Below are 21125 nucleotides of genomic sequence, written 5' to 3' on the forward strand. Positions count from 1 at the left end.
GAGGGATTTAGAGAAAAGAATTACAAGATATGTAATCCATTAACTCACCACCCATCGTAGCTTTTAGTAAAACTAAACTTGCTATGTATCGGACTTATCTTTATCAGAAATACCGTTGCGAGGGCAGTGTTGGATTTAAACCAACTTCCATATTGCAAATTATTTTGTGAATTATATCGAATTTTTATAAAACTTCAATAACTTTTTTTGTCTTACCTTTTTATTATCTTATTACTTAATAAAAACAATACTTTGAAGTCCGAATAGTCTTAGGTAAAATACCCCCTAAAGAATATCTTTTAACTTGTATTATGAAAAGCGATTCACTTGAAAATTTAAGAAATGATATCGACGATCTGGATCAAAAGATTCAGCTTCTAATATCTCAGCGTGCGGACTTAGCCGCTAAGGTCGCACTCGTCAAGCAGGAGTCGAACGCACAAACAGCTTTTTATAGGCCTGAGCGTGAGGCAGAGGTTTTAAGTAAAGTAATTCAAAGAAACAAAAGTCTTCTTAAAGATAAGGATATTGCCCTTATTTTTAGAGAGATTATGTCAGCCTGCTTGGCGCTTGAACAACCCCTAAAGATTGCCTTTCTAGGTCCTGAGGGAACGTTTACTCAAGAAGCAGCACTTAAGCATTTTGGCCATGGAGTTTCTCCGCTGGACTGCGGTACGGTTGATGAAATTTTTCATCAAGTTGAGACGGATAATGCGCAGTATGGTGTTGTGCCAATTGAAAACTCCTCAAATGGAGTTATTGGTACGTCTCTTGATATGCTCTATAGTCATGATTTAAATATTTGTGGTGAAGTAGAAATTGCAGTTGCGCATCACTTAATGATGCAAGATCAGTCTCAAGAAATTAAAATTATTTACGCTCATCAACAAGCACTTGATCAGTGTCATCGATGGCTCTCTAATCACTATCCTCATACTGAGTTAAGGCCTGTTGCCTCAAATGCATTAGGCGCAAGAATGGTAAAGGATGAGCCAAATGCTGCGGCAATTGCATCTAAGGTTGCTCTTAATATTTATGGCCTTGAAAGAGTTGCTAAAAATATAGAGGACAATGCTGGCAACGTAACTCGCTTTATTGTTATTGGTAAAGATGAAGTTCCAGCTGGCGTTAACGATAAAACTTCACTCCTAGTTGTCACAAAGCATGAGTCAGGGGCTTTATTTGACTTATTGGAGCCATTTAAAGCCAATAACATTAATATGCTTCAACTTGCAAGGCATCCTATACCAGGAGTAAAGTGGGAATATTTATTCTTCATTGATATAGAAGGGCATCAGAGCGAAAAAAATGTTCAAAAAGCTATTCAAGAGGTCAAATCACGCGTCTCTAAATTAGATATTTTAGGCTCTTATCCTGTAGCAGTTTTATGAATGCCTGTGAGTCAATCCTTGGGTTGAGTCCATACCAAGGTGGAAAGCCTATAGATGAGCTTGCTCGAGAATTAGGACTTAAAAATATTACAAAACTTGCTTCTAATGAAAACCCATTAGGTGTTAGTGCAGCAGTTAAAGAAGCAGTTTTTAACTCTTTATCAAGCATTAATCGCTATCCTGATGGAAACTGCTTTGAGCTAAAAAAAGCTATCGCTGAAAAGCTTTCAGTAATGCCAGACATGATTTCATTAGGAAATGGTTCAAATGAGCTGTTAGAGCTCATTGCAAGAGTATTTGTATCCAAAAAAACTGATGAGGTGATTTTCTCTCAGTATGCTTTTGTTGTTTATCCACTGGTCACTCAGGCCTTGGGAGCCACTGCAAAAGTTTCTCCAGCTAAGAATTATGGCCATGACTTAAATTCAATGTTAAGTTTAATAAGTGAAAATACAAAACTTATTTTCGTTGCAAATCCAAATAACCCTACGGGCACTCTTTTAAGTGATGATGAGCTTTATACCTTCTTACAAAAGGTCCCTAATGATGTTCCAGTGGTATTGGATCAGGCATATTTTGAGTACTTAAATGTTGACGATCTTGCAATTGACTGGCTTAAGGAATTTGATAACTTAATCATTACGCGCTCCTTTTCTAAGGCTTATGGCTTAGCGGGTCTGCGGGTTGGTTACTCTGTGTGTAGTCCATTAATTGCAGATTTCATAAATCGCGTAAGAGAGCCTTTTAATGTTAACTATACTGCTCAAGTTGCCGCCATTGCAGCGCTTTCAGATGATAAGCATTTAAATGCCTCAGTAGAAATAAACAGTAATGGTTATGAGCAGCTAACGAGTGGATTTGAATCTTTAAAACTTAACTACATTCCATCTCATGCTAACTTTATTGCTGTTGAATTTAATAATGCCATGAATACCTACAATGACCTCCTTGAAGAAGGCGTTATTGTGCGCCCAGTTGAAATGAAAGGGTATCTAAGAATTTCAATTGGAACCTCAAATGAAAACGATCACCTTCTTAGTGCATTAAAAAAAGTTTTATGATTAATAAAATTACAATAATTGGAGTTGGATTAATTGGAGGCTCTTTAGCGAAAGCGATAAAAGAGAATAATTTAGCAAAAGTAGTCTTTGGCTTTGGGAGAGACTTAAATCGCTTAGAAGAAGCTAAAAAGGCAAACGTTATTGACCAATTTTCAATCAACTTAAAAGATGCGATAAATGATTCAGATATAGTAATTATCGCTACTCCCGTAGGTTCTTTTAAAGAGATTCTAAGTGAAATAAAACCTTTTCTAACTAGCAAAATAGTAATTTCTGATGTTGGTAGTACTAAAACTAATATTGCCTCTATAGTTAGCCAGACGTTAGGAGATTATTCAAATTGCTTTATTCCAGCACACCCAATTGCAGGTAAGGAAAAAAGTGGTTTTGAAGCAAGTGAATCCAATTTATTTAATAATAGGAAAGTTATTATTACGCCTCTTGAGACTAGCAGCCCAGATTCAATAAATCTCATTCAGAAGATGTGGGAGGGTACTGGTGCAGATGTTGATTTTATGAGTCCTGAATCTCATGATGAACTGCTTGGAATGACCTCACACTTACCCCATATGCTTGCTTTCTCTCTTGTTAATTATCTAATTAGTAAAAATCCTAGCGCATCAATATATGCTGCAGGTGGCTTTAAAGACTTTTCTAGGATAGCCTCGGGTGATGCTGTTATGTGGAGAGATATCTGCATTCAAAACAAAGATCAAATTATTGACCACATCAGAGGCTACCAAAAAACATTGAACTCCCTTGTTGATGCGATTGAAAATGAAAATAGCGATGAATTAGATTTGTTGTTTACTAGTGCTAAAAAGACTCGTGATTCATGGGTAGGGTAATTTAACCAATGGCAAGCTTTGTAACCTCAAAATGCACGCCACTAAAGGGGTCTATTAAAGTCCCCGGTGATAAATCAATATCTCACAGATCTATAATGCTTGGGTCGATTGCAACTGGAATAACTAAGGTATCTGGATTTCTTCAGGGAGAAGACAGCCTAGCAACTTTAAACTCTTTTAAGGAAATGGGCGTTCAGATTGATAGACAAGGGTCAAATGTAATTATTAATGGTGTTGGAATGCACGGACTAAAAGAACCCACAAAACCATTGAATTTAGGAAATTCTGGAACGTCTATTCGCTTAATGTCTGGACTTCTAAGTGCTCAAGACTTTGATTCTGAGCTTTGCGGCGATGAATCCCTTTCTAAGAGGCCAATGGCTAGAGTTATCGAGCCACTATCTAGAATGGGGGCAGATATTTCTGGTCCTGATTCAAGGCCACCTCTGATAATTAAAGGTGGTAAAAAATTATCCTCTCTAAAGTACACACTGCCAGTTGCCTCAGCTCAGATTAAATCATGCCTACTATTAGCAGGCCTTTATGCAGATGGTAAAACTCATGTTATTGAAAATGGTATATCCAGAGACCATACTGAAAGAATGCTTCGAGGCTTTGGCTATAAGGTTAATACATCACCTGGTGAAGTCTCAATACTTGGTGGAGGGAGCCTAAAGGCTTGTAATATTGAAGTTCCTAGTGACATATCGTCCTCTGCTTTTTTCATGGTAGCGGCAAGTATCGCAAAAGAGGCAGACATTACTTTATTGGCTGTAAATGTCAATCCAACTCGAACTGGAGTAATTAATATTCTTCAATTAATGGGTGCTAATATTGAGCTTATCAATGAGCGATTGGAGGCTGGTGAACTAATTGCAGACATAAGAGTTTGTTCATCAAAACTTAAAGGAATTAAAATCCCAGAACGCTTAGTCCCTTTGGCAATTGATGAGTTCCCAGCTATATTTATTGCAGCAAGCTGCGCCAAGGGAGAAACTGTCTTAACGGGCGCCAAAGAGCTAAGAGTTAAAGAATCTGATCGCATTCAAGTAATGGCTGATGGGCTTTCATCATTAGGTATTGAGAATGAAGTTCTTAATGATGGTATTAAAATTGTTGGCGGCGAATTTAAAGAGCAATTAGCACCAATCAAATCTCATCATGATCACCGCATCTCCATGTCATTTGCTGTTGCGTCTGTTAGATCTAGTTTTGAAATTAATATTGATGGGGTTGACAACGTAAAGACGTCATTCCCCAACTTTGTAGAGTTAGCGAACTCAATTGGCATGAATATCACTGAAACTAGTTAGGTTTAATGCTTAGTAGTAATTTAAGTATGTCATCCAACACCTTGTTATAATACTCTTTTTGAAAAATACACTAATCTATGACTATTAATAATGCAGAACCGTTCTTTGCATGGGACGTACTATCTTGGCTTTTCGTGGCAATGGCTCTTGCAATTGTTATAGTTTTAATAGACCTTCTCCTATCTAAGAAAAATAACCAAATCAATACTGAGACTTCTGAAAAAACATCAAAAATTGGCAGTTTTTTTTATTTTTTAGTATTTCTTAAATTTTCAAAATCTGAAAAGTATAGTCACAGACCAAAAGTTGTTCAGTGGTCAATAGAGATGTTTCCAGTATTGTTGCTGGTTTTGGTGTTTAGAGGCTTTATATTTGAACCTTTTCGTGTCCCATCAAACTCAATGATGCCGACACTTTTAACGGGAGATTTTATTATAGTAAATAAGTTTGATTATGGCCTTAGACTGCCAATATCAAACACAAAACTTGTGGAGTTTTCAAGCCCTAATAGGGGAGATGTAATTGTATTTAGGTACCCAAATTATGAAAAAACGCCTGGTTACTCTGGGGTAGATTTTATTAAGCGCATTGTCGCACTTCCAGGTGATGTAATTTCTTATAAAAAAGATCAGTTAATAGTTAATGGAAAATCAGTTGAAGTTAAAAAAATAGGCCCTTATGTTGGTGTGGATTCAGGAAAATCAATGAATAATTACAGACTAACCCGTGAAATTTTTGACTCTTCTGGTCATGACATACTTCTTAATCCAAAAGGTCATTCAAAAGAACTGGTGGAAATTACAATTCCCCAAGGTCATTACTTTGTAATGGGTGATAACAGGTCTCACAGTAGCGATTCTAGATTTTGGGGCTTTGTTCCAGAAGATTATATAATTGGAAGGGCTATTGGAATATGGATGCATTGGGATTGGAATTTTAATACAATGCAGTTTAGTCGAATTGGTGGCTTTGATTAAAAAAAAAGCTTACTATGGAAAAAATACTACAGATCATTTAAGCTTTAAAGAAATTCTGGACTTTTCAAGCAAGTAACCCTTCAAAAAAATAGCCTTCCATAAGTTTCTTTATGAAAGGCTATTAGTTGCTATTTCTTATAGATTTTTAGTGCCTTTAAGACATTCATTGCCTCGTGCACAAAGTAGTCTTCCTTTAGAAGATCAACATACTCTTCATCCCTTAAATCACTAATATTATCTTGTGACTTAATGATTTCTTCAGTAGATAGATCAGAAGGTGCTACTGGAGCTTCAACCTCTTCAGCAGAGAGAGAATTCTTAAGATCTTTTTCTTGCTGGCTAAGGTCTATTGAATCTTCATCTTCATCTTTTTTAAGAGAGATGTTTTCTAGTTCAATATCAGGCGTTATTCCTTTTCCCTGAATAGATCTACCAGAAGGCGTAAAGTATCTTGCAGTTGTAAGCTTTAATCCAAAGCCATCCTGTAAATTAAGCACAGACTGGACAGAACCTTTACCAAAAGACTCTTCACCCATAATCAAAGCCCTCTTATGGTCCTGAAGTGCCCCTGCAACAATCTCAGAAGCAGAAGCAGACCCTCTGTTCATTAATACAACAATAGGAGCACCGTTAAGAATATCACCAGGCTTTGTTGGGAATGAACTATTAGAGTATGAAGTTCTGCCTTCGGTATAAACCACAATACCAGGCTCATCGATAAACAGATTAGATATATCAATTGAAGAATCCAAAAGCCCACCTGGATTATTCCTTAAATCAATAATTAAAGAATCAAGCTCACCTTCATTCTTTTCTACTAAATCTGCAACAATTTTTTTCACTAGCGCAGCAGTTGGTCTTTGAAATTGAGCAATTCTTAGGTAACCAATACCTTCATCCAGTAAAAGTCCTTTTGCCGAGGTGATTGTGATAATTTCACGCGTTATTTCAACTACAAATGGAGCTATATCAGGCCTTCCAATTGTAAGTTTAATAGTGGTTCCTGGAGCGCCTCTCATAAGCTTGACACCTTCTGCAAGATTAATTTGACTTACGTTTTGATCACCAATTTGTAGAATAATATCTCCAGCCTTAAGGCCTGCTCTGTATGCTGGTGTATCATCAATTGGAGACACGACTTCTATATATTCACCTTTTGTTCCAATGACAATACCAAGACCACCAAATGCACCTCTTGTACTTTCACTTAAATCAGACTGACCAGTTGGCTCAAGAAAACTAGAGTGAGGATCTAAACCCTCAACTAAACCTCTTATCGCATTATTAAACAATGTTTCATCATCAATATCATCAACATACATTAGCTTGATTTGAGAGAAAACAGTCGTAAAGGTATTTAAACCCTCAAAGAAAGATGGGGAGTCAAGAGGGGAGTAGTCTTCTTCATCAGCTAAAGAACCGCTTGTAGCTCCAAAAAAGAGAAAAGCAGTGAGAATAGTTGATTTAATTAAGGCCTTAGCATTTGTCATAATAAAATTAGTTAGTATTAAAAGAGAGTTAGTAAATTAATTTTAAAGAATTGTACTTGTGTTTTATAAAGTTTAAATGAAGAAAACATGTAGTTTTAAGAAACTCTATCTCTCAAAAGATTTAATTGTACTTCTAACGTTATCAATAAATTTTTTAAAAGTTAACAATAGTTTTTTCATATTAGTCACACCAGCTTGATTTTTTACCACCAGTGTACTTATAAGCTAGTTTATTTTCAAGTAGCTCCTGTGCTAGGGTCAAATAGCACTATCATTAGAAAAAATCCTACAATAACATACAAAGCAGGGATAAAAAATATCCCACTATAACTCCTTTTGTTTCTCCTTTTGTATCTTCTTTTCTAAACTTAGTTTTTCTTTAGCACTCATAACATAGGCTGCTCCTGCTAATAAAACGATAGCACCTGCTTCTGCTATTAATACCCAAGGGTCAGCATCTTTACTGTGTAATATAATCAATCTACACAATGCCGTCATTGCAATAATAATTGGTAGTGTTACTGGAATTCTATTACTAATATAATAAGCACCAACCATACCTACAATTTCTGTATAAATGAATAGCAAAAATAAGTCTGCTAGTTCAATATTTTGTAGTAACCACATACCCCATACTTCGTTGGCAGCGGCTACAACAGTTAATACACCTATGCCACCAAGCATTAGTTTTTCTGTAACTGTTGTAGTCCAATGTAGCCTTGCGTTTATGCTTTTCATCGAGCGTAAAGTCACCTGTAACTTATTTTTCATTATGTTCTATTACCTCTAAAATTATTATCATTAGAAAAAAGTAAATGACTCCGTCCGAGTGAGACGCCAACAACAATTGCGATTAGTTTCTTTTCCTTAACTACCATTCTAATTAATGGAGGAAGGCGATAAATGAAGTTTAGAAGTTAATTAGAGAAAGATATGGTGAAGATTATCTAGTTACACCAGCTTGATTTTTTACCACCAGTGTACTTGTAAGCAAATTCATTATCAAGCAGCTTCTGTTCTAGGCTAACCCCATCAATCATCACATCAGCAACCACTCTAAAGTACTTTCCTCTCTGAAGTTTGGTTAACTTAATCTCTTTGGCATTAACTAGCATATTTCTTACAAAATCGCGTGCTTTAATGGCTAAATCCTTCTCATATTGGCACTTTCCTCGTATCTCAGGGGTATCTACTCCATTAAGCCTAATGGGTATGTTTTTGCCTACTATTGGAGGTAGAGAATCTATATCAACTCTGAAGGTGTCACCATCATAGACACTAATTACTCTTGAGACTATTACTGTGCCGTATTCAGGCGCTGCTTGTACTGACAAAACTCCAAGAAAAAGAGTGAGGTATAGGAGTAGTTTTTTCATAATTGGATTGTATATCAACTTAGACTAAAGTCCAAACTTCGTTTGATTTGAGAGGGAGGAACTATTAATACTTAGCCGATAGCAATGAGCCTCCCCCCGTACCTTTAAAGTCCAAATTCTGTTTCATCTGAGAGGGAAGGTTAAAAAATTAAGGCCTTATATAGGGCCTCATCTTATTCTAGTTCTCTACGACTATCTTATTTCTATCCAACAATTAAAAAGATTACTTTTAACTAGTTCCACTCCCAAATATCCCAAGTGGCATTTCCCTCTGCATCAACATCAAAATGGTAAACACAACAAACACCATTAAGACTTGAAAGTGATGGTGCAGATGCTTGAAAATAACACGCCCCTCTAAAGTTTGAACCACCGTCATCTGTAAAAGTACCCATTCCTGTTGCCCTAAATGTGGCTACTCCATCCTGTGTCATTATTACACCTTGATTAGGGCACTCGCCATAAAGTGTGCCATCTGCTCTCATACTGGAATTATAAGTTGCCATACTTTGGACTTCTGCTCCGGCAAGTGTTCCAACACCTTCTGTAGAAGTACTGAACTTAGGCAATGAACCTTCAGCTGACAACACTTTATTTGTTGCAGGTCCAGAAATTGAACCAATCTTTTTTCCTAACATATCATTTTCTCCTTTGATTTTGATAATATTTATTAATGCCTTAGATTAAACTTTGGCAGATTTTTCAGATACAGTCATAAGCTATACAACCGTAAATTAATTATATGTCAATTTGAACCAAAGTCCAAATTTCGTTTTTTGTGTGAGAGAGAGGGATTATTAATAGTTAGTCGAGTTCAATAGGGGATCCCCGTGTCTTAAATTTAGTGCAAATTTAGTGCAATTGAGTCATAAATTGCACTATTTATGCCTATAATTACCCTTGCAATAAATATAAATGTTGTAGTTAAAATAAATAGAAAGCCTTTGCTAGCAGCGTCTCGACGGTGTAACAATTGATTTAGCGCTCGTAGCTCAGCTGGATAGAGTGTCGGCCTCCGAAGCCGAATGTCGGGTGTTCGAATCACCTCGAGCGCACCAATTCTAAAAGCTTTCATAACTTTTATTCCGTCTGAAATCCTGAATTTCAAACTCTTTATCTAAACAACTTCTAATCTTCATCTAATCTTTATTGCTTGTTATTAGAATGGCGTCCGTTTCAAAATTACTTATAAATTAATGGAGATAATCTATGGAAACTAAACTCGTTTTATGGACAACTGGTTGTATGGTATTTATGCTTAGCTTTATGTACTCAATGGTTAGTATCATAAGTAGCTTTGTAAATTAAATATTGGGGGCGATTAATATTGACTATGAGTTAGTAAGCCCTCGGTCATCAGTTTAAATTATCAACCAAAACCTCTTGACTCTGAATATATAATACAAAAGCTCTAATTGTTCGGATGAGCCGCATTTACTATTAAACCAAATATCTGGATTTAGAGGATTATTTATGAAAGTAGAAAATATAGAAAAGCCCACAACAAAATTTATAGCAACAAAGCTTTTTTGGATCGGAGTAGTAGGCACATATATCCTTGCAGGAATACTACTCAATAGGCTTGAAACTAATGCTAGCCATGAAGAACTTAGATCTTCCTCCCTAATCCCATCTATCTTTTATTTTTTTACTTTGTTCCTAAGCTACAGATCCTTTAAAACTCAAGCAGTTAGAACAACTATTTTACAATTTGCAACTCAAATGCTACTTCTCCTGCCTTTAATGAGTATGTTCATGGCGGTTGTACTTTTCACTACAAAATTTTCTAGTTAGTGAATAAAATAAGTTCAAAAAAACTACTTAATACTAAATGGACAGCAGTTACACCGAGCAGTAAAGAGAAACATTTTCTTATTACTAAGTTAGTATTTGATGAAGATAACATCGTAACTCACTGCTTAATAGAGGCAGTAATCTCTAATCGAACAGAACTTATTAATTGGAGAGAATTGAAAGAGAGTGAGCGTTGGCTTCAAGGTTGGAAATAAAAACATCGTCTATGAAAAAGAATCTTTTAAAAACCTTCCTACTTATTGCTTTATTTTTTTTAGTCTCTGGGTGCTTATTCTTTTTAATAGGCTATCAAGAGCTTAAATCTTTAGAAAGTGAATACACAAAAGAAGAATTATTTAAATTATGCAGTGAGGGTAAAGTTGATATGTATGGCTGCGTTACAGGCGGAGCATGGTAGATAACTCTATAAAGTCTGAAGACGTTGTTGCTGCAATCATAAAGAAAGATAATCTTTATTTTATTGCTCAAAGGAGTAGAGATAAACACATGGGCCTTAAATGGGAATTCCCTGGCGGAAAAGTTGAAGCCAATGAAACACTTCAAGAGGCTCTAATTAGAGAGATACACGAGGAATTAAATATAAATATTAATATTCATGAGAAGATTGCAGAAGAAAAATATAAGGACAGCGAAATAAATATTGTTCTGCATTACTTCCTTTGCTCAATAAAAGATGGCGTTATTAGTCTTAATGAACATGAGGCAATGGAATGGGCTGATAAAACAGATTTTGATAAATATGACTTTGTTGTAGGTGATGGAAATATTACATCACTAATTTAATTGTAATGCAGTTAATACTTTATCATTCATTACTATGAAACACTTATCACACAAAAGAATCGGGAAGGGTTATCCACTGGTACTTGTCCATGGCTATTTGGGTGGCCAAGATATGTGGAAATTTCAGGAAGGTTTAAAGGATAACTTTGAGTTGATTATGCCTTCACTTGCTGGTTATGGTGAGAGCTCTAAAATGACCGCTCCTTCAACTATTAGAGAAAATGCACTGCATGTATTTGAACTCTTAGATTATTTAAAAATTGATACCTTTAATTTGCTTGGTCATTCAATGGGAGGGATGATTGTACAAGAAATGGCTGCGTTATTTCCAGATCGTGTTAAGAAGTTAATATGTTTTGGTACCGGGTCTATAGGAGTCTTACCAAGCAGGTTTGAAACTATTGCTGAATCAAGAGCTAATATTATTGAATTTGGCCTTGAACAAACTCGAAAAAATATTGCAAAGACATGGTTTATGGATCACCTGAAGGGAGATGGATATAAATTATGCTTGGACGAAGGCTCAAAAGCAACAACACAAGCTGCACTAGCAAGCCTTGATGCATGGGATTGTTGGGACGGAAGGGCACAACTTGATCAAATTAAATCACCCACTCTAATTCTATGGGCTAAAAATGATCGATCCTATGACTGGAACCAGCAAGAAATTCTAAATAAAGGGATTTCAAATTCTTTTATCAAAATTATTGAAGGATGTGCCCATAACTCACACATGGAAAAACCTTCACTAATCAATCAATCAATCAATGATTTTCTAATTTAAAGATATGGCTTATTCTAGCTTTAGGGTAGACATATTTTTTAACGCTATATAGAGCTTTATTTTATTCTTTAGTTAAATTAACACTTGAAACATATATATTAATTGATGTATACTAAATTTTTTTCTAATACAGATAATTTAGTAATAGAGAAAAAAGTAAATTTCATTAAAAGGAGAAATACATGAAGTTAGTAAATAAAACAGCTATTGCTGCCGTTATTGCGCTTTCTGCGTCTATGGCAACTTATGCGGAAAAAGTAAACATTGGCGATCCAGGTTGGACTGGAGCTACTGCAATTGCAAACTTACTGTCTGCGGTAATCACAGACAAAATGGGTGGAGAAGTTGAGCTAGTTCCTGGAAACAATACTGCTATCTATGGAGCAATTGACAGAAGTAAAGGTGAGATTGAAGTTCACCCTGATGTCTGGCTACCAAACCAACAGGCTTACACTAATGAACTAGTTCCAAAAGGAACTCTTAAGTTAAGCTCTTTGAGTTATGAAGGAAATCAAGGCTACTGTGTATCTCAAGCGTTTGCAAAAGAGATGAGCATAACTTCTATTTTCGATCTTGGAAGGCCTGAGGTTATTGCTGCAATGGATAGTGATGGTAATGGTAAAGGTGAGTTTTGGATTGGTGCTGATGGTTGGGCCTCTGCGAACGTAAATGAGGTTAAAGTAAGAGATTATGGACTACTGGATCTTGGTATTGAGCCTATTAGAGCTGCTGAAGCAGTAAAAAATGCAAGAGTTTTGGACTCGATCAAAAAAGGCGAGGGCTATGCATTTTATTGCTATAAGCCACACGCTATATGGGGAATGGCTCCAGTTGTAATGTTAACTGAACCTACTCACGATCCAGCTGCATACAAAATGATTCAACCAAAGAGTGATGCTGATTGGTATAAAAAGTCATATGTAGCCTCTAAAGATGCAATGAAAAATATTCAAATCGGTTGGGGTACTTCACTTGAAGGCAAGTCTCCAGCAATTGTTGAATTTTTCAATAACTTCCAGTTAACGTCTGATGATGTATCATGGCTTGCCTATGAAATTTCTGTCAATAAGAGAGATGCGGCAGAAGTAGCAAGAGATTGGATGTCTCAGAACGAAGGCACTGTTGATGGATGGTTAGGTTTATAATCTAACAAGTTCGTTATAAAGCCGGCGTTTTATATGCGCCGGTTTTTTTTCAATTAATGTAAATACTATGTCGCAAGAAAACTCCGGAAGCTTTATTCAAATTCAAAATATCTCTAAGATATTTGGAAATACCTCTCCAGAGGCATTAAAAGCAATTACTGAAGATCATATTTCAAAGCAAGACGCATTAGAAAATTACAACTCAGTTATTGGTGTTTCAGATGTTTCATTTGACATTAAGCCTGGTGAAATATTTTGCGTAATGGGCCTATCTGGAAGTGGAAAGTCAACTCTTGTAAGACACATTAATAGGCTTTTAGAACCAACAATAGGCAAAATACTAATAGATGGTCAAGACGTAATGGCCCTAGAAAGAAAAGAATTACAAGATTTTAGAAATAAAAAAATAGGCATGGTCTTTCAAAACTTTGCGCTGATGCCTCACCGCTCTGTGATTGACAATATTGCTATGCCACTTGAAATAAGAGGGGTTAATAAAAATAAGAGGTATGGAAAAGCAAATGAAATCCTCAATACAGTCGAGTTAACAGGCTGGGGTAATAAATATGCTCATGAACTGTCTGGTGGAATGCAGCAAAGAGTAGGCCTTGCAAGGGCTTTAGCTGCTGATCCTGAAATACTATTGATGGATGAGCCTTTCAGTGCATTAGACCCTTTGATTAGAAGGCAACTTCAAAAAGAGTTTATAAAATTATCTAAGAAATTAAAAAAAACAACGGTCTTTATTACTCATGATTTAGATGAAGCTGTTAAAGTTGGTCATCGTATTGCTATCATGAGAGATGGTAAAGTTATTCAAATTGGCACCCCAGAAGAGATAGTTATGAACCCAGAGGATGACTATGTTGCAGACTTTGTAAAAGGAATTTCAAGACTTGAAGTCGTTAAAGCAAAATCGATAATGAAGCCAATTGATGAGTTTAGTAAAAATTATGGCGCAATTCCAAAAGATGCCATAAGAATGTCAGAGAATGATGATTTAAGTAGCCTAATTGAGAGTTCTGTTGCCAGTGATAAGCCAATCGTAATAAGCAATAAAAATGGCCAGGATGTTGGCGTGGTATCTCAAAAAGACTTACTGGTATCTATTGTTGAGGGCCAGGATGAGTAAAGATAACCTAATACCCAATGATGATTACGCAAACACTGATCAAATTCCAGTTTTTGTAAAAACTAATTCTGAATACTATGTTCATGAGTTTGGCCGCATCAATAACAGCTCAAAATTTGTTGTATCCTTTAATTTATTTGCATTTTTATTTGGCTCAGCATGGTTTGGGGTTAGAAACATATGGAACTGGTCTTTAGCATTTTTACTGATTGAAACATTTGCAATTGTTCAAATTGTGAGAGGGTTTTTTGGCAATATTAGCGCCGAAGCCTATAGCAAAATTGCAAAAGTTCAATCAACAATTGATTTTCGAGAGAAGCAACTACAAGCTGCTATTGAGAGCAATTCAGATAAAGTTGAAATGTTCAGAAGAACAATTAAGTCACTTGAAGACTCAATTGGAGGGTATTTACAGGAAGCTCAAAGCATTGAAGCGTCTGGAGTTGCAATTGCCATTAGTGGTATTTTTCTGTTTATTTTAATAAGGGTATTACAAGGTGTATTGGCTAATTCTATTTTAGAAAAAAAGTTTTCAGAGTGGCTTTCTAATAAACAAATAAGCCCAGGAATGGAATTTAAAAACTTTCTTTTAAGCATTTCATTTGTCTTGGTAATCATTATTTTTTCAACAATACACTATAGTTTTCCAAATCTTGTTGTTTTGTTTGCAGATTTCCCAACGCATCCTGACATAAGGCTTTCTTCAATAGATGGGGTAGAAAGGGCTTTTGATTATGCTGTAATTAAAGGTGATGTTCTTTTTACTGCAATTACCTTTGGAATAAGGTCAGTCCTTGATGCCCTAGAGATGCTTTTTGTAACAACTCCTTGGATTGTAGTTATTAGTGCAATAGTATTAATGACTGGCCTCTCTGCTGGGCCAAGGGCAGCTGTATATTCTTTAGCATTTTTAGCATACATGGGTTTTCTAGGTTTTTGGATAAAGGCCATGACAACGTTGGCATTGTTAGGAACAGCTGCGATTCTGAGTATATCTATTGGCATACCACTCGGTATATATTGCGCCACTAGGCCTAGGTTTTATGCCTTTATCAGGCCAATTATGGATTTCATGCAAACAATGCCTGCATTTGTATTTATGATTCCAGTTATTGCATTTTTTGGAACTGGAAAAGTCTCAGCAGTCATTATTACCATGATTTTTGGAGGAACTCCTGTGGTAAGGCTTACTGTATTAGGATTAAAAGGTGTACCTGAAACTATAAGGGAGGCGGCAATAGCTTATGGTGGCTCTAAATGGTATTTATTGACTAAGGTTGATTTACCTCTTGCAATGCCAACTATTCTTGCTGGTGTAAATCAGACTGTAATGTTGAGCTTAGCAATGGTTGTAGTTGCTTCATTAATTGGCGCAAAAGGCTTAGGACAAGATGTTCTAGAGGCCCTACAATATGCTAATGTTGGCCAAGGAATATTGGCCGGAATTGCAATCTTATTTTGTGCTCTAATACTTGATAGAGTAATACAAGGAAAGAAAAGGGACTAAGTAGTATTTATACTAAAATGCCCATTCATAGGCTGGAATGGCTGCTGATCCACCGGTGTGAATAAATAAAATTTTATCTGAATTTTTGAAGTGCCCTTTTTTAACTAAATCAATAAGGCCATCGAATGCTTTTCCAGAGTATACAGGGTCAAGCAATATAGCCTCTTTTCTTGCCATTAGTTTTAAAGCTTTTTTCATGCCTTCAGTAGGGATGGCATAACCCTCACCAACATAAGCATCTTCAACTATAACGTTTTTGCGATCTAGAGTTTTACATTGGATGAAGTCACAAGAGTTTTTAGCTAATCTAAAAACCTTTTCCTCTTGATCAAGTTTTTTATCCTTAATACTTATTCCTATAATTTCAATATCACTTTGATAATGAGCCTTCCCAGCAATAAGTCCAGCATGAGTCCCACCACTTCCAGTTGCTAAAATAATATGAGTAAAGAGTTTTTCACTATCTTGCTCAATAATCTCTCGCATACATTCAATATACCCAAGTTCCCCTAAGTGATTGCTTCCACCAACTGGGATAAAGTAAGGGTTAGCACCTTGCCTCTTTCTATCATCCATTATTTCTTCTGCAAACTCTTCAACATTTTTATTGGTAGGGCACAAAATCATCTCAGCACCAAAAATTTTATTTAAGAAAATGTTTCCTGAATTCATATAAGAGTCAGGAGCGTTAGCAAGTCTCTGTTCCAATACAATAAGACACTTAATCCCAAGTATTGCGCATGCGGCAGCTGTCTGTCTTGCATGATTGGACTGAATCGCACCAACAGTGACAACAAGATCTGCCTTGTTTTTTATAGCATCAGGCATTATAAATTCAAGTTTTCTTGTTTTATTGCCTCCAGTTGCTAGCCCTGTACAGTCATCTCTTTTGATAAATATTTCAGGACCGCCAAGAACTTTAGTAATATTTTTTAAAGACTCTATAGGAGTAGGAAAATGGCCAAGCTTAATTCTTGGAAAATTATCAATCATAAAAATAAACTAGAGTTAAAAAAATAAAGCTACATTTGATGCTCTTCTAGAACATTGAAATTATTTTATAGATAAACTAATATAAATGAGAACTATAAAGAAAAGCGCAGTATTCTCAAGCTGCCGAAAATACCGTTACTCTCTAACAAGATCCTGGAATTCAGCAGATGGCTATGTTTTATTCATTGGATTAAACCCTTCTATTGCAGATGAAACAGTTGACGACCCTACATTAACAAGATGTATCAATTTTGCTAAAGATTGGGGGTATGGTGGCTTAATCATGGTTAATTTGTTTGCTTATATGTCGACCTATCCAATGGAACTCAAAAAAGTCAAATTACCAATAGGGAAAGATAATAATATGCATATTTTAAAAAACTATCGAAAGAGCGAATTAACAGTTGTAGCGTGGGGTAATGATGGTTATTTCCTGAATAGAGACAAGGAGGTGTTAGAAATTATTAATAGGCCAATGTGTCTAAAAATTAATAAATCAGGTCAGCCTGCGCACCCGCTTTATCAAAAGAAAGACCAAGGATTGATCAATTTTATTAACTAGTTATTTGGCTTATCAATGCCCAGTTTGATACACTAAAATGGCAACATTGCCTATAATTCAATAGATAATGAAATATGCTTACAATTCTTAAATTAAACCAACGTAAACTTTACATTTATGCGCTCATTTAATCTGTGAAATACTTTGTAATTGACCCAGTAATTTTAGACTTAGGAATTGTACAAATTTACTGGTATGGGGTCATGTATCTTTTGGCATTTTTAGCAGCCTATTTACTTGCAAGATCTCGCGTTAAATCATACTCTGAATGGAATGCAGGGCATGTTGATGATTTAATTTTTTATGGCGCTTTAGGCGCTGTACTGGGAGGGCGTTTTGGTTATTTACTTTTCTATAACTTCTCGGTTTTTATAGCAAACCCCTTAACATTTTTTAATTTTCAAAATGGTGGAATGTCTTTTCATGGAGGCTTCTTAGGCGTTTTGATTGCAATGATTTTATTTAATAGGAAATCAAAGTTTTCTTTTTTTCAAACGACTGATTTTATTGCGCCACTTATCCCGTTAGGGCTTGCTTTTGGAAGGATAGGAAACTACATTAATGGAGAGCTTTGGGGGAAAATAACAGAGAGCTCTTGGGGGATTTATGCACCTGACCAAAGTGGTGTCTGGGCTCAAAGATATCCAACTCAATTATATGAGGCATTACTCGAGGGAGTAGTCTTGTTTGTCATATTATGGTTTTTTAGCAAAAAAAATCCACCCATTAGATCCACTTCAGCTTTATTTTTGATTTTTTATGGCGCCTTTAGATTTATAATTGAATTTATAAGAGTGCCTGACTCGCACCTTGGTTACTTAGCTTTTGAGTGGCTAACAATGGGCCAAGCGTTGAGCCTCCCAATGATTCTCATTGGCCTGTATATATTTTATAAATCCTATTATGTAAAAGGTAGAACATGAAACAATATCTAGATTTTTTAAGACTAGTAAGAGATACTGGTGCTGATAAAACTGACAGAACTGGTACTGGAACTAAAAGTATTTTTGGTCATCAAATGCGATTTAATTTAAATGATGGGTTTCCAATTGTAACCACTAAGAGGGTGCATGTTCCTTCAGTCATTCATGAGCTGTTATGGTTTTTAAAGGGTGATACAAATATCAAATATCTAAAAGAAAATAAAGTAAATATTTGGAATGAATGGGCAGATGAAAATGGAGACTTAGGGCCAGTATATGGTGCTCAATGGCGAAAATGGAAAAACTCTGAAGGTAATGAGATTGATCAAATCAAAGAGGCTATTAATCTCATTAAAAACTCTTCAGACTCAAGGCGAATTATTGTTTCAAGTTGGAATGTTGGAGAGTTAGACAAAATGGCGCTTGCTCCATGCCATGCGTTGTTTCAGTTTTATGTAGCGAATGGGAAGCTATCATGTCAGCTTTACCAACGGAGTGCTGACATATTTCTAGGAGTCCCTTTCAACATTGCCTCTTATGCATTGCTTACTCATATAGTAGCTCAGCAGTGTAATCTTGAAGTTGGGGACTTTGTATGGAGTGGTGGAGACTGCCACGTTTATGCAAATCACTTTGAGCAAGTAGAAACTCAGCTAAAACGAACTCCAAAAAAACTTCCAAAGATTTTAATTCATAGAAAGCCAGAAAGTATTTTTGGCTATAAATATGAAGATTTTGAGCTCTCTGAGTATGAACATGATGATCCAATTAAAGCTCCAGTTGCAATCTAGCGTATGCAAAAGTTACAAAAAAATATTTCTTATCAATTTAAAGACATTAATCTCCTTAAGCAAGCCTTAACTCATCGAAGCGTTAGTAAAAAAAATAATGAAAGATTGGAGTTTCTTGGTGATAGTGTCTTAGGATGCGTAATCTCTCTAGAAATTTATCAGCGCTTTCCGTTGATTGATGAAGGACAACTATCAAGACTTCGCTCTAGTCTTGTCAGAGGTCAGACTTTAGCTAAGCTTGCCAAAATACTCAATATTTCTGAAAGCTTGCTATTGGGTCAAGGAGAGTTAAAAAGTGGTGGATTTAGACGTGAGTCAATTCAGGCAGACGCATTTGAAGCTATTCTAGGTGCTATCTTCTTGGATTCTGATTATGCAACAGTTAGTGAAATCGTTTTAAAGCTCTATAATGACCTTTTAAATGAATCAGGGCCAGAAGATTCATTGAAAGATTTTAAAACTCAACTTCAAGAGTTATTACAAAAAAAAGGATACGCTTTGCCAGTGTATGAGCTTATTAAAACCGAAGGTAAGGATCATAACGCTGTTTTTTATGTCAACTGTTCTATTAAGGAATATAATCTTGGTGTTGAAGAGAGTGCAAAAAGTATTAAAAGAGCAGAACAAGCCTGTGCTGAATCAATTTTAAAAGGTATCTTAAATAAATGAATTTTCAATCAGGCTTCATCGCAGTTGTAGGGCGACCAAATGTAGGTAAATCGACCCTTGTTAATGAATTAATTGGGCAAAAGCTTTCAATCACATCGCACCGTCCTCAAACAACTAGGCACCGAATTAATGCTATTGACACTCAGAAAAACTATCAGATGGTTTTTGTAGATACTCCTGGAATTCATATTGGAAACAATAAAGCAATCAATTCATATATGAATAAAGCTGCTAGCTCAAGCTTTGCCGATGTGGATATGATAATTTGGCTTGTTGAAATATTTAAATGGACAAAAGAGGATGCTCGCGTGTTAGAGCATCTAAGTAAGGTTGATATACCGGTCATAATCTGTGTGAATAAGATTGACAAATCAAGCTCAGTGGATAAGATACTGCCTTACCTAGAGATGCTTGGTGAGAAATTTCAAGCCAATGAGGTCTTCCCTTTGTCTGCATTTGACCGATCCCATACAAAGCAACTTAGAAGCTTGATTCTTAAATATTTACCTGAACAAGAGCCTATTTATGATGATGATTACATTACAGATCGCTCTCAAAAATTTGTTGTATCTGAGTTCATTCGTGAGAAACTAATGAGAAACTTATCGAATGAGCTACCATACGACATTACAGTAGAAATTGAAAAGTTTGAGCTTGATGGTAAAATGTATAGAATTGCTGCGCGAATCTTTGTTGACAAAGCATCGCAGAAAAGCATTGTAATAGGCCATAAAGGTGAAATGTTGAAAAAAATTGGGCAAGATTCACGCATCACAATTGAGGGTTTTTTAGAAGCAAAAGTATTCTTAGAGCTGTGGGTTAAGGTTAGACAAGGCTGGTCAGATGACAAAAGAGCCTTAGCATCTCTAGGTTATGACTAGGGTTGAGAATTCTCCAGCATTTTTGATTCATCGAAGAATGTACCAAGGAAGCTCTCTATTACTCGATTTCTTTACTGAAAACCACGGCAGGTTGCGCCTGATAGCAAGAGGCGCTAGAAGCAGCAAAACATCACTTCAAATGTTTCAGTGCCTAAGTATTTCATTTAAGGGGAAGAGTGATCTAAAGAGCCTCTCTCACTGGGAAATTTCCGATGAGCCGCGCCGACTTCTTGGTGATGACTTGATATTAGCTATCTATGTAAATGAGCTTCTTATTAGGCTTCTACCAGAAGGAGATGAATATAGTAAGATTTTTAGCGCCTATTGGGGCTTCATCAAAAATATAAATCATAAATCTATCCCTGAAAAAGAATACTCACTTCGCATATTTGAAAATCAATTGTTGCAAGAATTAGGATATGGGCTTGACTTTAATGATGATATTGAGGGCAACCCAATCAAAATCAATGGCCTTTATGATTTTATTGAAGATCTGGGTTTTATTGCACAAACTGAAGGTAAAATTTTAGGTGAAATTCTATTAAATATTGTTAGCCCTAATCAAGTAATTCCTGACTCTAAAGGGTTGAACACTTTAAAAAAGTTGAATCGAAAAAGATTAAAACCTCTTTTAGGTGATAAACCGCTTAAAAGTAAAGAATTATTTTTTGTTAATTAGGCGTA

The 21125-nt window shown here is 35.8% G+C and carries 24 protein-coding genes, 1 tRNA gene and 1 riboswitch; of the genes, 20 read left to right on the forward strand and 5 right to left on the reverse strand.

Going from position 1 to position 21125, the window contains the following annotated elements; translation table 11 throughout:
• Window positions 1-62 precede the first annotated feature (62 nt).
• A riboswitch (cobalamin riboswitch) is annotated at window positions 63-196 on the reverse strand.
• Between the two features lie 115 nt (window positions 197-311).
• The 5 genes from pheA to lepB all read left to right on the forward strand — a co-directional run bounded on the left by pheA (window position 312) and on the right by lepB (window position 5590).
• Window positions 312-1391 (forward strand): prephenate dehydratase, encoded by a 1080-nt coding sequence (gene pheA / locus ABXT49_RS04540; protein ID WP_416650684.1) that lies wholly within the window; start codon window positions 312-314, stop codon window positions 1389-1391.
• Window positions 1388-2452: a histidinol-phosphate transaminase gene (gene hisC / locus ABXT49_RS04545; RefSeq protein WP_416650686.1), complete on the forward strand. Its 1065-nt coding sequence runs from the start codon at window positions 1388-1390 to the stop codon at window positions 2450-2452. The genes pheA and hisC overlap by 4 nt, the downstream gene beginning before the upstream one ends.
• The gene (locus tag ABXT49_RS04550) at window positions 2449-3300 is read left to right on the forward strand and encodes a prephenate dehydrogenase (RefSeq protein WP_416650688.1); all 852 of its coding nucleotides are present in this window, start codon (window positions 2449-2451) and stop codon (window positions 3298-3300) included. The genes hisC and ABXT49_RS04550 overlap by 4 nt, the downstream gene beginning before the upstream one ends.
• Window positions 3301-3308: 8 nt before the next feature.
• The gene (gene aroA / locus ABXT49_RS04555) at window positions 3309-4613 is read left to right on the forward strand and encodes a 3-phosphoshikimate 1-carboxyvinyltransferase (RefSeq protein ID WP_416650690.1); all 1305 of its coding nucleotides are present in this window, start codon (window positions 3309-3311) and stop codon (window positions 4611-4613) included.
• A gap of 77 nt (window positions 4614-4690) precedes the next feature.
• Window positions 4691-5590, forward strand: coding sequence for a signal peptidase I (gene lepB, locus ABXT49_RS04560; RefSeq protein ID WP_416650692.1), 900 nt, complete (start codon window positions 4691-4693; stop codon window positions 5588-5590).
• Between the two features lie 128 nt (window positions 5591-5718).
• Here the strand turns inward: lepB and ABXT49_RS04565 are convergent, their stop codons facing one another.
• From ABXT49_RS04565 to ABXT49_RS04580, 4 genes are all read right to left on the reverse strand, one after another.
• Window positions 5719-7080, reverse strand: coding sequence for a S41 family peptidase (locus ABXT49_RS04565; RefSeq protein WP_416650694.1), 1362 nt, complete (start codon window positions 7078-7080; stop codon window positions 5719-5721).
• A 324-nt stretch (window positions 7081-7404) separates the two neighbouring features.
• Complete coding sequence (locus tag ABXT49_RS04570; protein WP_416650696.1) at window positions 7405-7851, reverse strand: phosphate-starvation-inducible protein PsiE; 447 nt, start codon at window positions 7849-7851, stop codon at window positions 7405-7407.
• Between the two features lie 176 nt (window positions 7852-8027).
• Window positions 8028-8456 carry a thermonuclease family protein gene (locus ABXT49_RS04575; RefSeq protein ID WP_416650698.1) on the reverse strand — a complete coding sequence of 143 codons (429 nt, stop codon included), beginning with the start codon at window positions 8454-8456 and terminating at the stop codon, window positions 8028-8030.
• A gap of 233 nt (window positions 8457-8689) precedes the next feature.
• Complete coding sequence (locus tag ABXT49_RS04580; protein ID WP_416650700.1) at window positions 8690-9094, reverse strand: hypothetical protein; 405 nt, start codon at window positions 9092-9094, stop codon at window positions 8690-8692.
• 343 nt (window positions 9095-9437) lie between these two features.
• Between ABXT49_RS04580 and ABXT49_RS04585 the strand changes: the two genes are divergently transcribed.
• From ABXT49_RS04585 to ABXT49_RS04625, 9 genes are all read left to right on the forward strand, one after another.
• Window positions 9438-9514 (forward strand) — tRNA-Arg (locus tag ABXT49_RS04585).
• A gap of 415 nt (window positions 9515-9929) precedes the next feature.
• The gene (locus tag ABXT49_RS04590) at window positions 9930-10250 is read left to right on the forward strand and encodes a hypothetical protein (protein ID WP_416650702.1); all 321 of its coding nucleotides are present in this window, start codon (window positions 9930-9932) and stop codon (window positions 10248-10250) included.
• Window positions 10250-10465 (forward strand): TIGR02450 family Trp-rich protein, encoded by a 216-nt coding sequence (locus ABXT49_RS04595; protein ID WP_416650704.1) that lies wholly within the window; start codon window positions 10250-10252, stop codon window positions 10463-10465. The genes ABXT49_RS04590 and ABXT49_RS04595 overlap by 1 nt, the downstream gene beginning before the upstream one ends.
• 11 nt (window positions 10466-10476) lie before the next feature.
• Complete coding sequence (locus ABXT49_RS04600; RefSeq protein WP_416650706.1) at window positions 10477-10668, forward strand: hypothetical protein; 192 nt, start codon at window positions 10477-10479, stop codon at window positions 10666-10668.
• A complete protein-coding gene (locus ABXT49_RS04605; protein WP_416650708.1) occupies window positions 10662-11054 on the forward strand; it encodes a (deoxy)nucleoside triphosphate pyrophosphohydrolase in 393 nt (130 codons plus the stop codon). The genes ABXT49_RS04600 and ABXT49_RS04605 overlap by 7 nt, the downstream gene beginning before the upstream one ends.
• 34 nt (window positions 11055-11088) lie before the next feature.
• Window positions 11089-11838 carry an alpha/beta fold hydrolase gene (locus tag ABXT49_RS04610; RefSeq protein WP_416650710.1) on the forward strand — a complete coding sequence of 250 codons (750 nt, stop codon included), beginning with the start codon at window positions 11089-11091 and terminating at the stop codon, window positions 11836-11838.
• A 182-nt stretch (window positions 11839-12020) separates the two neighbouring features.
• Window positions 12021-12983 (forward strand): glycine betaine ABC transporter substrate-binding protein, encoded by a 963-nt coding sequence (locus ABXT49_RS04615; RefSeq protein ID WP_416650712.1) that lies wholly within the window; start codon window positions 12021-12023, stop codon window positions 12981-12983.
• 67 nt (window positions 12984-13050) lie between these two features.
• A complete protein-coding gene (locus ABXT49_RS04620; protein WP_416650714.1) occupies window positions 13051-14115 on the forward strand; it encodes a quaternary amine ABC transporter ATP-binding protein in 1065 nt (354 codons plus the stop codon).
• A complete protein-coding gene (locus ABXT49_RS04625) occupies window positions 14108-15622 on the forward strand; it encodes an ABC transporter permease (protein ID WP_416650716.1) in 1515 nt (504 codons plus the stop codon). The genes ABXT49_RS04620 and ABXT49_RS04625 overlap by 8 nt, the downstream gene beginning before the upstream one ends.
• Window positions 15623-15634: 12 nt before the next feature.
• On the opposite strand, the gene ABXT49_RS04630 is transcribed toward ABXT49_RS04625, so the two are convergent.
• A complete protein-coding gene (locus ABXT49_RS04630) occupies window positions 15635-16615 on the reverse strand; it encodes a D-cysteine desulfhydrase (RefSeq protein WP_416650718.1) in 981 nt (326 codons plus the stop codon).
• A 94-nt stretch (window positions 16616-16709) separates the two neighbouring features.
• Here ABXT49_RS04630 and ABXT49_RS04635 point away from each other — a divergent pair, with 94 nt between their 5' ends.
• The 6 genes from ABXT49_RS04635 to recO all read left to right on the forward strand — a co-directional run bounded on the left by ABXT49_RS04635 (window position 16710) and on the right by recO (window position 21120).
• Entirely contained in the window at window positions 16710-17177 is a 468-nt protein-coding gene (locus tag ABXT49_RS04635; RefSeq protein ID WP_416653526.1) for a DUF1643 domain-containing protein, read from the forward strand.
• 134 nt (window positions 17178-17311) lie between these two features.
• A complete protein-coding gene (gene lgt, locus ABXT49_RS04640; RefSeq protein WP_416650720.1) occupies window positions 17312-18100 on the forward strand; it encodes a prolipoprotein diacylglyceryl transferase in 789 nt (262 codons plus the stop codon).
• Window positions 18097-18891, forward strand: a complete 795-nt coding sequence (gene thyA / locus ABXT49_RS04645) for a thymidylate synthase (protein ID WP_416650722.1) — start codon at window positions 18097-18099, stop codon at window positions 18889-18891. The genes lgt and thyA overlap by 4 nt, the downstream gene beginning before the upstream one ends.
• A 3-nt stretch (window positions 18892-18894) precedes the next feature.
• On the forward strand, window positions 18895-19560 hold the full coding sequence (gene rnc, locus ABXT49_RS04650; protein WP_416650724.1) for a ribonuclease III: 666 nt from the start codon (window positions 18895-18897) through the stop codon (window positions 19558-19560).
• A complete protein-coding gene (era, locus tag ABXT49_RS04655) occupies window positions 19557-20441 on the forward strand; it encodes a GTPase Era (protein ID WP_416650726.1) in 885 nt (294 codons plus the stop codon). The genes rnc and era overlap by 4 nt, the downstream gene beginning before the upstream one ends.
• Window positions 20434-21120 (forward strand): DNA repair protein RecO, encoded by a 687-nt coding sequence (gene recO / locus ABXT49_RS04660; RefSeq protein ID WP_416650728.1) that lies wholly within the window; start codon window positions 20434-20436, stop codon window positions 21118-21120. The genes era and recO overlap by 8 nt, the downstream gene beginning before the upstream one ends.
• Window positions 21121-21125: the final 5 nt, after the last annotated feature.

The sequence above is a fragment of the Candidatus Pseudothioglobus sp. Uisw_086 genome, assembly GCF_048085745.1.
Lineage (GTDB): Bacteria > Pseudomonadota > Gammaproteobacteria > PS1 > Pseudothioglobaceae > Pseudothioglobus.

Bases quoted from the DNA above. Each gene is read 5' to 3' on its own strand.
- era (WP_416650726.1), top strand. From the start codon at position 19,557: ATGAATTTTCAATCAGGCTTCATCGCAGTTGTAGGGCGACCAAATGTA.
- pheA (WP_416650684.1), top strand. From the start codon at position 312: ATGAAAAGCGATTCACTTGAAAATTTAAGAAATGATATCGACGATCTG.
- ABXT49_RS04575 (WP_416650698.1), bottom strand. From the start codon at position 8,456: ATGAAAAAACTACTCCTATACCTCACTCTTTTTCTTGGAGTTTTGTCA.
- ABXT49_RS04600 (WP_416650706.1), top strand. From the start codon at position 10,477: ATGAAAAAGAATCTTTTAAAAACCTTCCTACTTATTGCTTTATTTTTT.
- ABXT49_RS04565 (WP_416650694.1), bottom strand. From the start codon at position 7,080: ATGACAAATGCTAAGGCCTTAATTAAATCAACTATTCTCACTGCTTTT.
- ABXT49_RS04580 (WP_416650700.1), bottom strand. From the start codon at position 9,094: ATGTTAGGAAAAAAGATTGGTTCAATTTCTGGACCTGCAACAAATAAA.
- hisC (WP_416650686.1), top strand. From the start codon at position 1,388: ATGAATGCCTGTGAGTCAATCCTTGGGTTGAGTCCATACCAAGGTGGA.
- recO (WP_416650728.1), top strand. From the start codon at position 20,434: ATGACTAGGGTTGAGAATTCTCCAGCATTTTTGATTCATCGAAGAATG.
- ABXT49_RS04605 (WP_416650708.1), top strand. From the start codon at position 10,662: ATGGTAGATAACTCTATAAAGTCTGAAGACGTTGTTGCTGCAATCATA.
- ABXT49_RS04570 (WP_416650696.1), bottom strand. From the start codon at position 7,851: ATGAAAAATAAGTTACAGGTGACTTTACGCTCGATGAAAAGCATAAAC.
- thyA (WP_416650722.1), top strand. From the start codon at position 18,097: ATGAAACAATATCTAGATTTTTTAAGACTAGTAAGAGATACTGGTGCT.
- ABXT49_RS04630 (WP_416650718.1), bottom strand. From the start codon at position 16,615: ATGATTGATAATTTTCCAAGAATTAAGCTTGGCCATTTTCCTACTCCT.
- ABXT49_RS04620 (WP_416650714.1), top strand. From the start codon at position 13,051: ATGTCGCAAGAAAACTCCGGAAGCTTTATTCAAATTCAAAATATCTCT.
- lepB (WP_416650692.1), top strand. From the start codon at position 4,691: ATGACTATTAATAATGCAGAACCGTTCTTTGCATGGGACGTACTATCT.
- aroA (WP_416650690.1), top strand. From the start codon at position 3,309: ATGGCAAGCTTTGTAACCTCAAAATGCACGCCACTAAAGGGGTCTATT.
- ABXT49_RS04590 (WP_416650702.1), top strand. From the start codon at position 9,930: ATGAAAGTAGAAAATATAGAAAAGCCCACAACAAAATTTATAGCAACA.
- rnc (WP_416650724.1), top strand. From the start codon at position 18,895: ATGCAAAAGTTACAAAAAAATATTTCTTATCAATTTAAAGACATTAAT.
- ABXT49_RS04615 (WP_416650712.1), top strand. From the start codon at position 12,021: ATGAAGTTAGTAAATAAAACAGCTATTGCTGCCGTTATTGCGCTTTCT.
- ABXT49_RS04610 (WP_416650710.1), top strand. From the start codon at position 11,089: ATGAAACACTTATCACACAAAAGAATCGGGAAGGGTTATCCACTGGTA.
- ABXT49_RS04550 (WP_416650688.1), top strand. From the start codon at position 2,449: ATGATTAATAAAATTACAATAATTGGAGTTGGATTAATTGGAGGCTCT.
- ABXT49_RS04625 (WP_416650716.1), top strand. From the start codon at position 14,108: ATGAGTAAAGATAACCTAATACCCAATGATGATTACGCAAACACTGAT.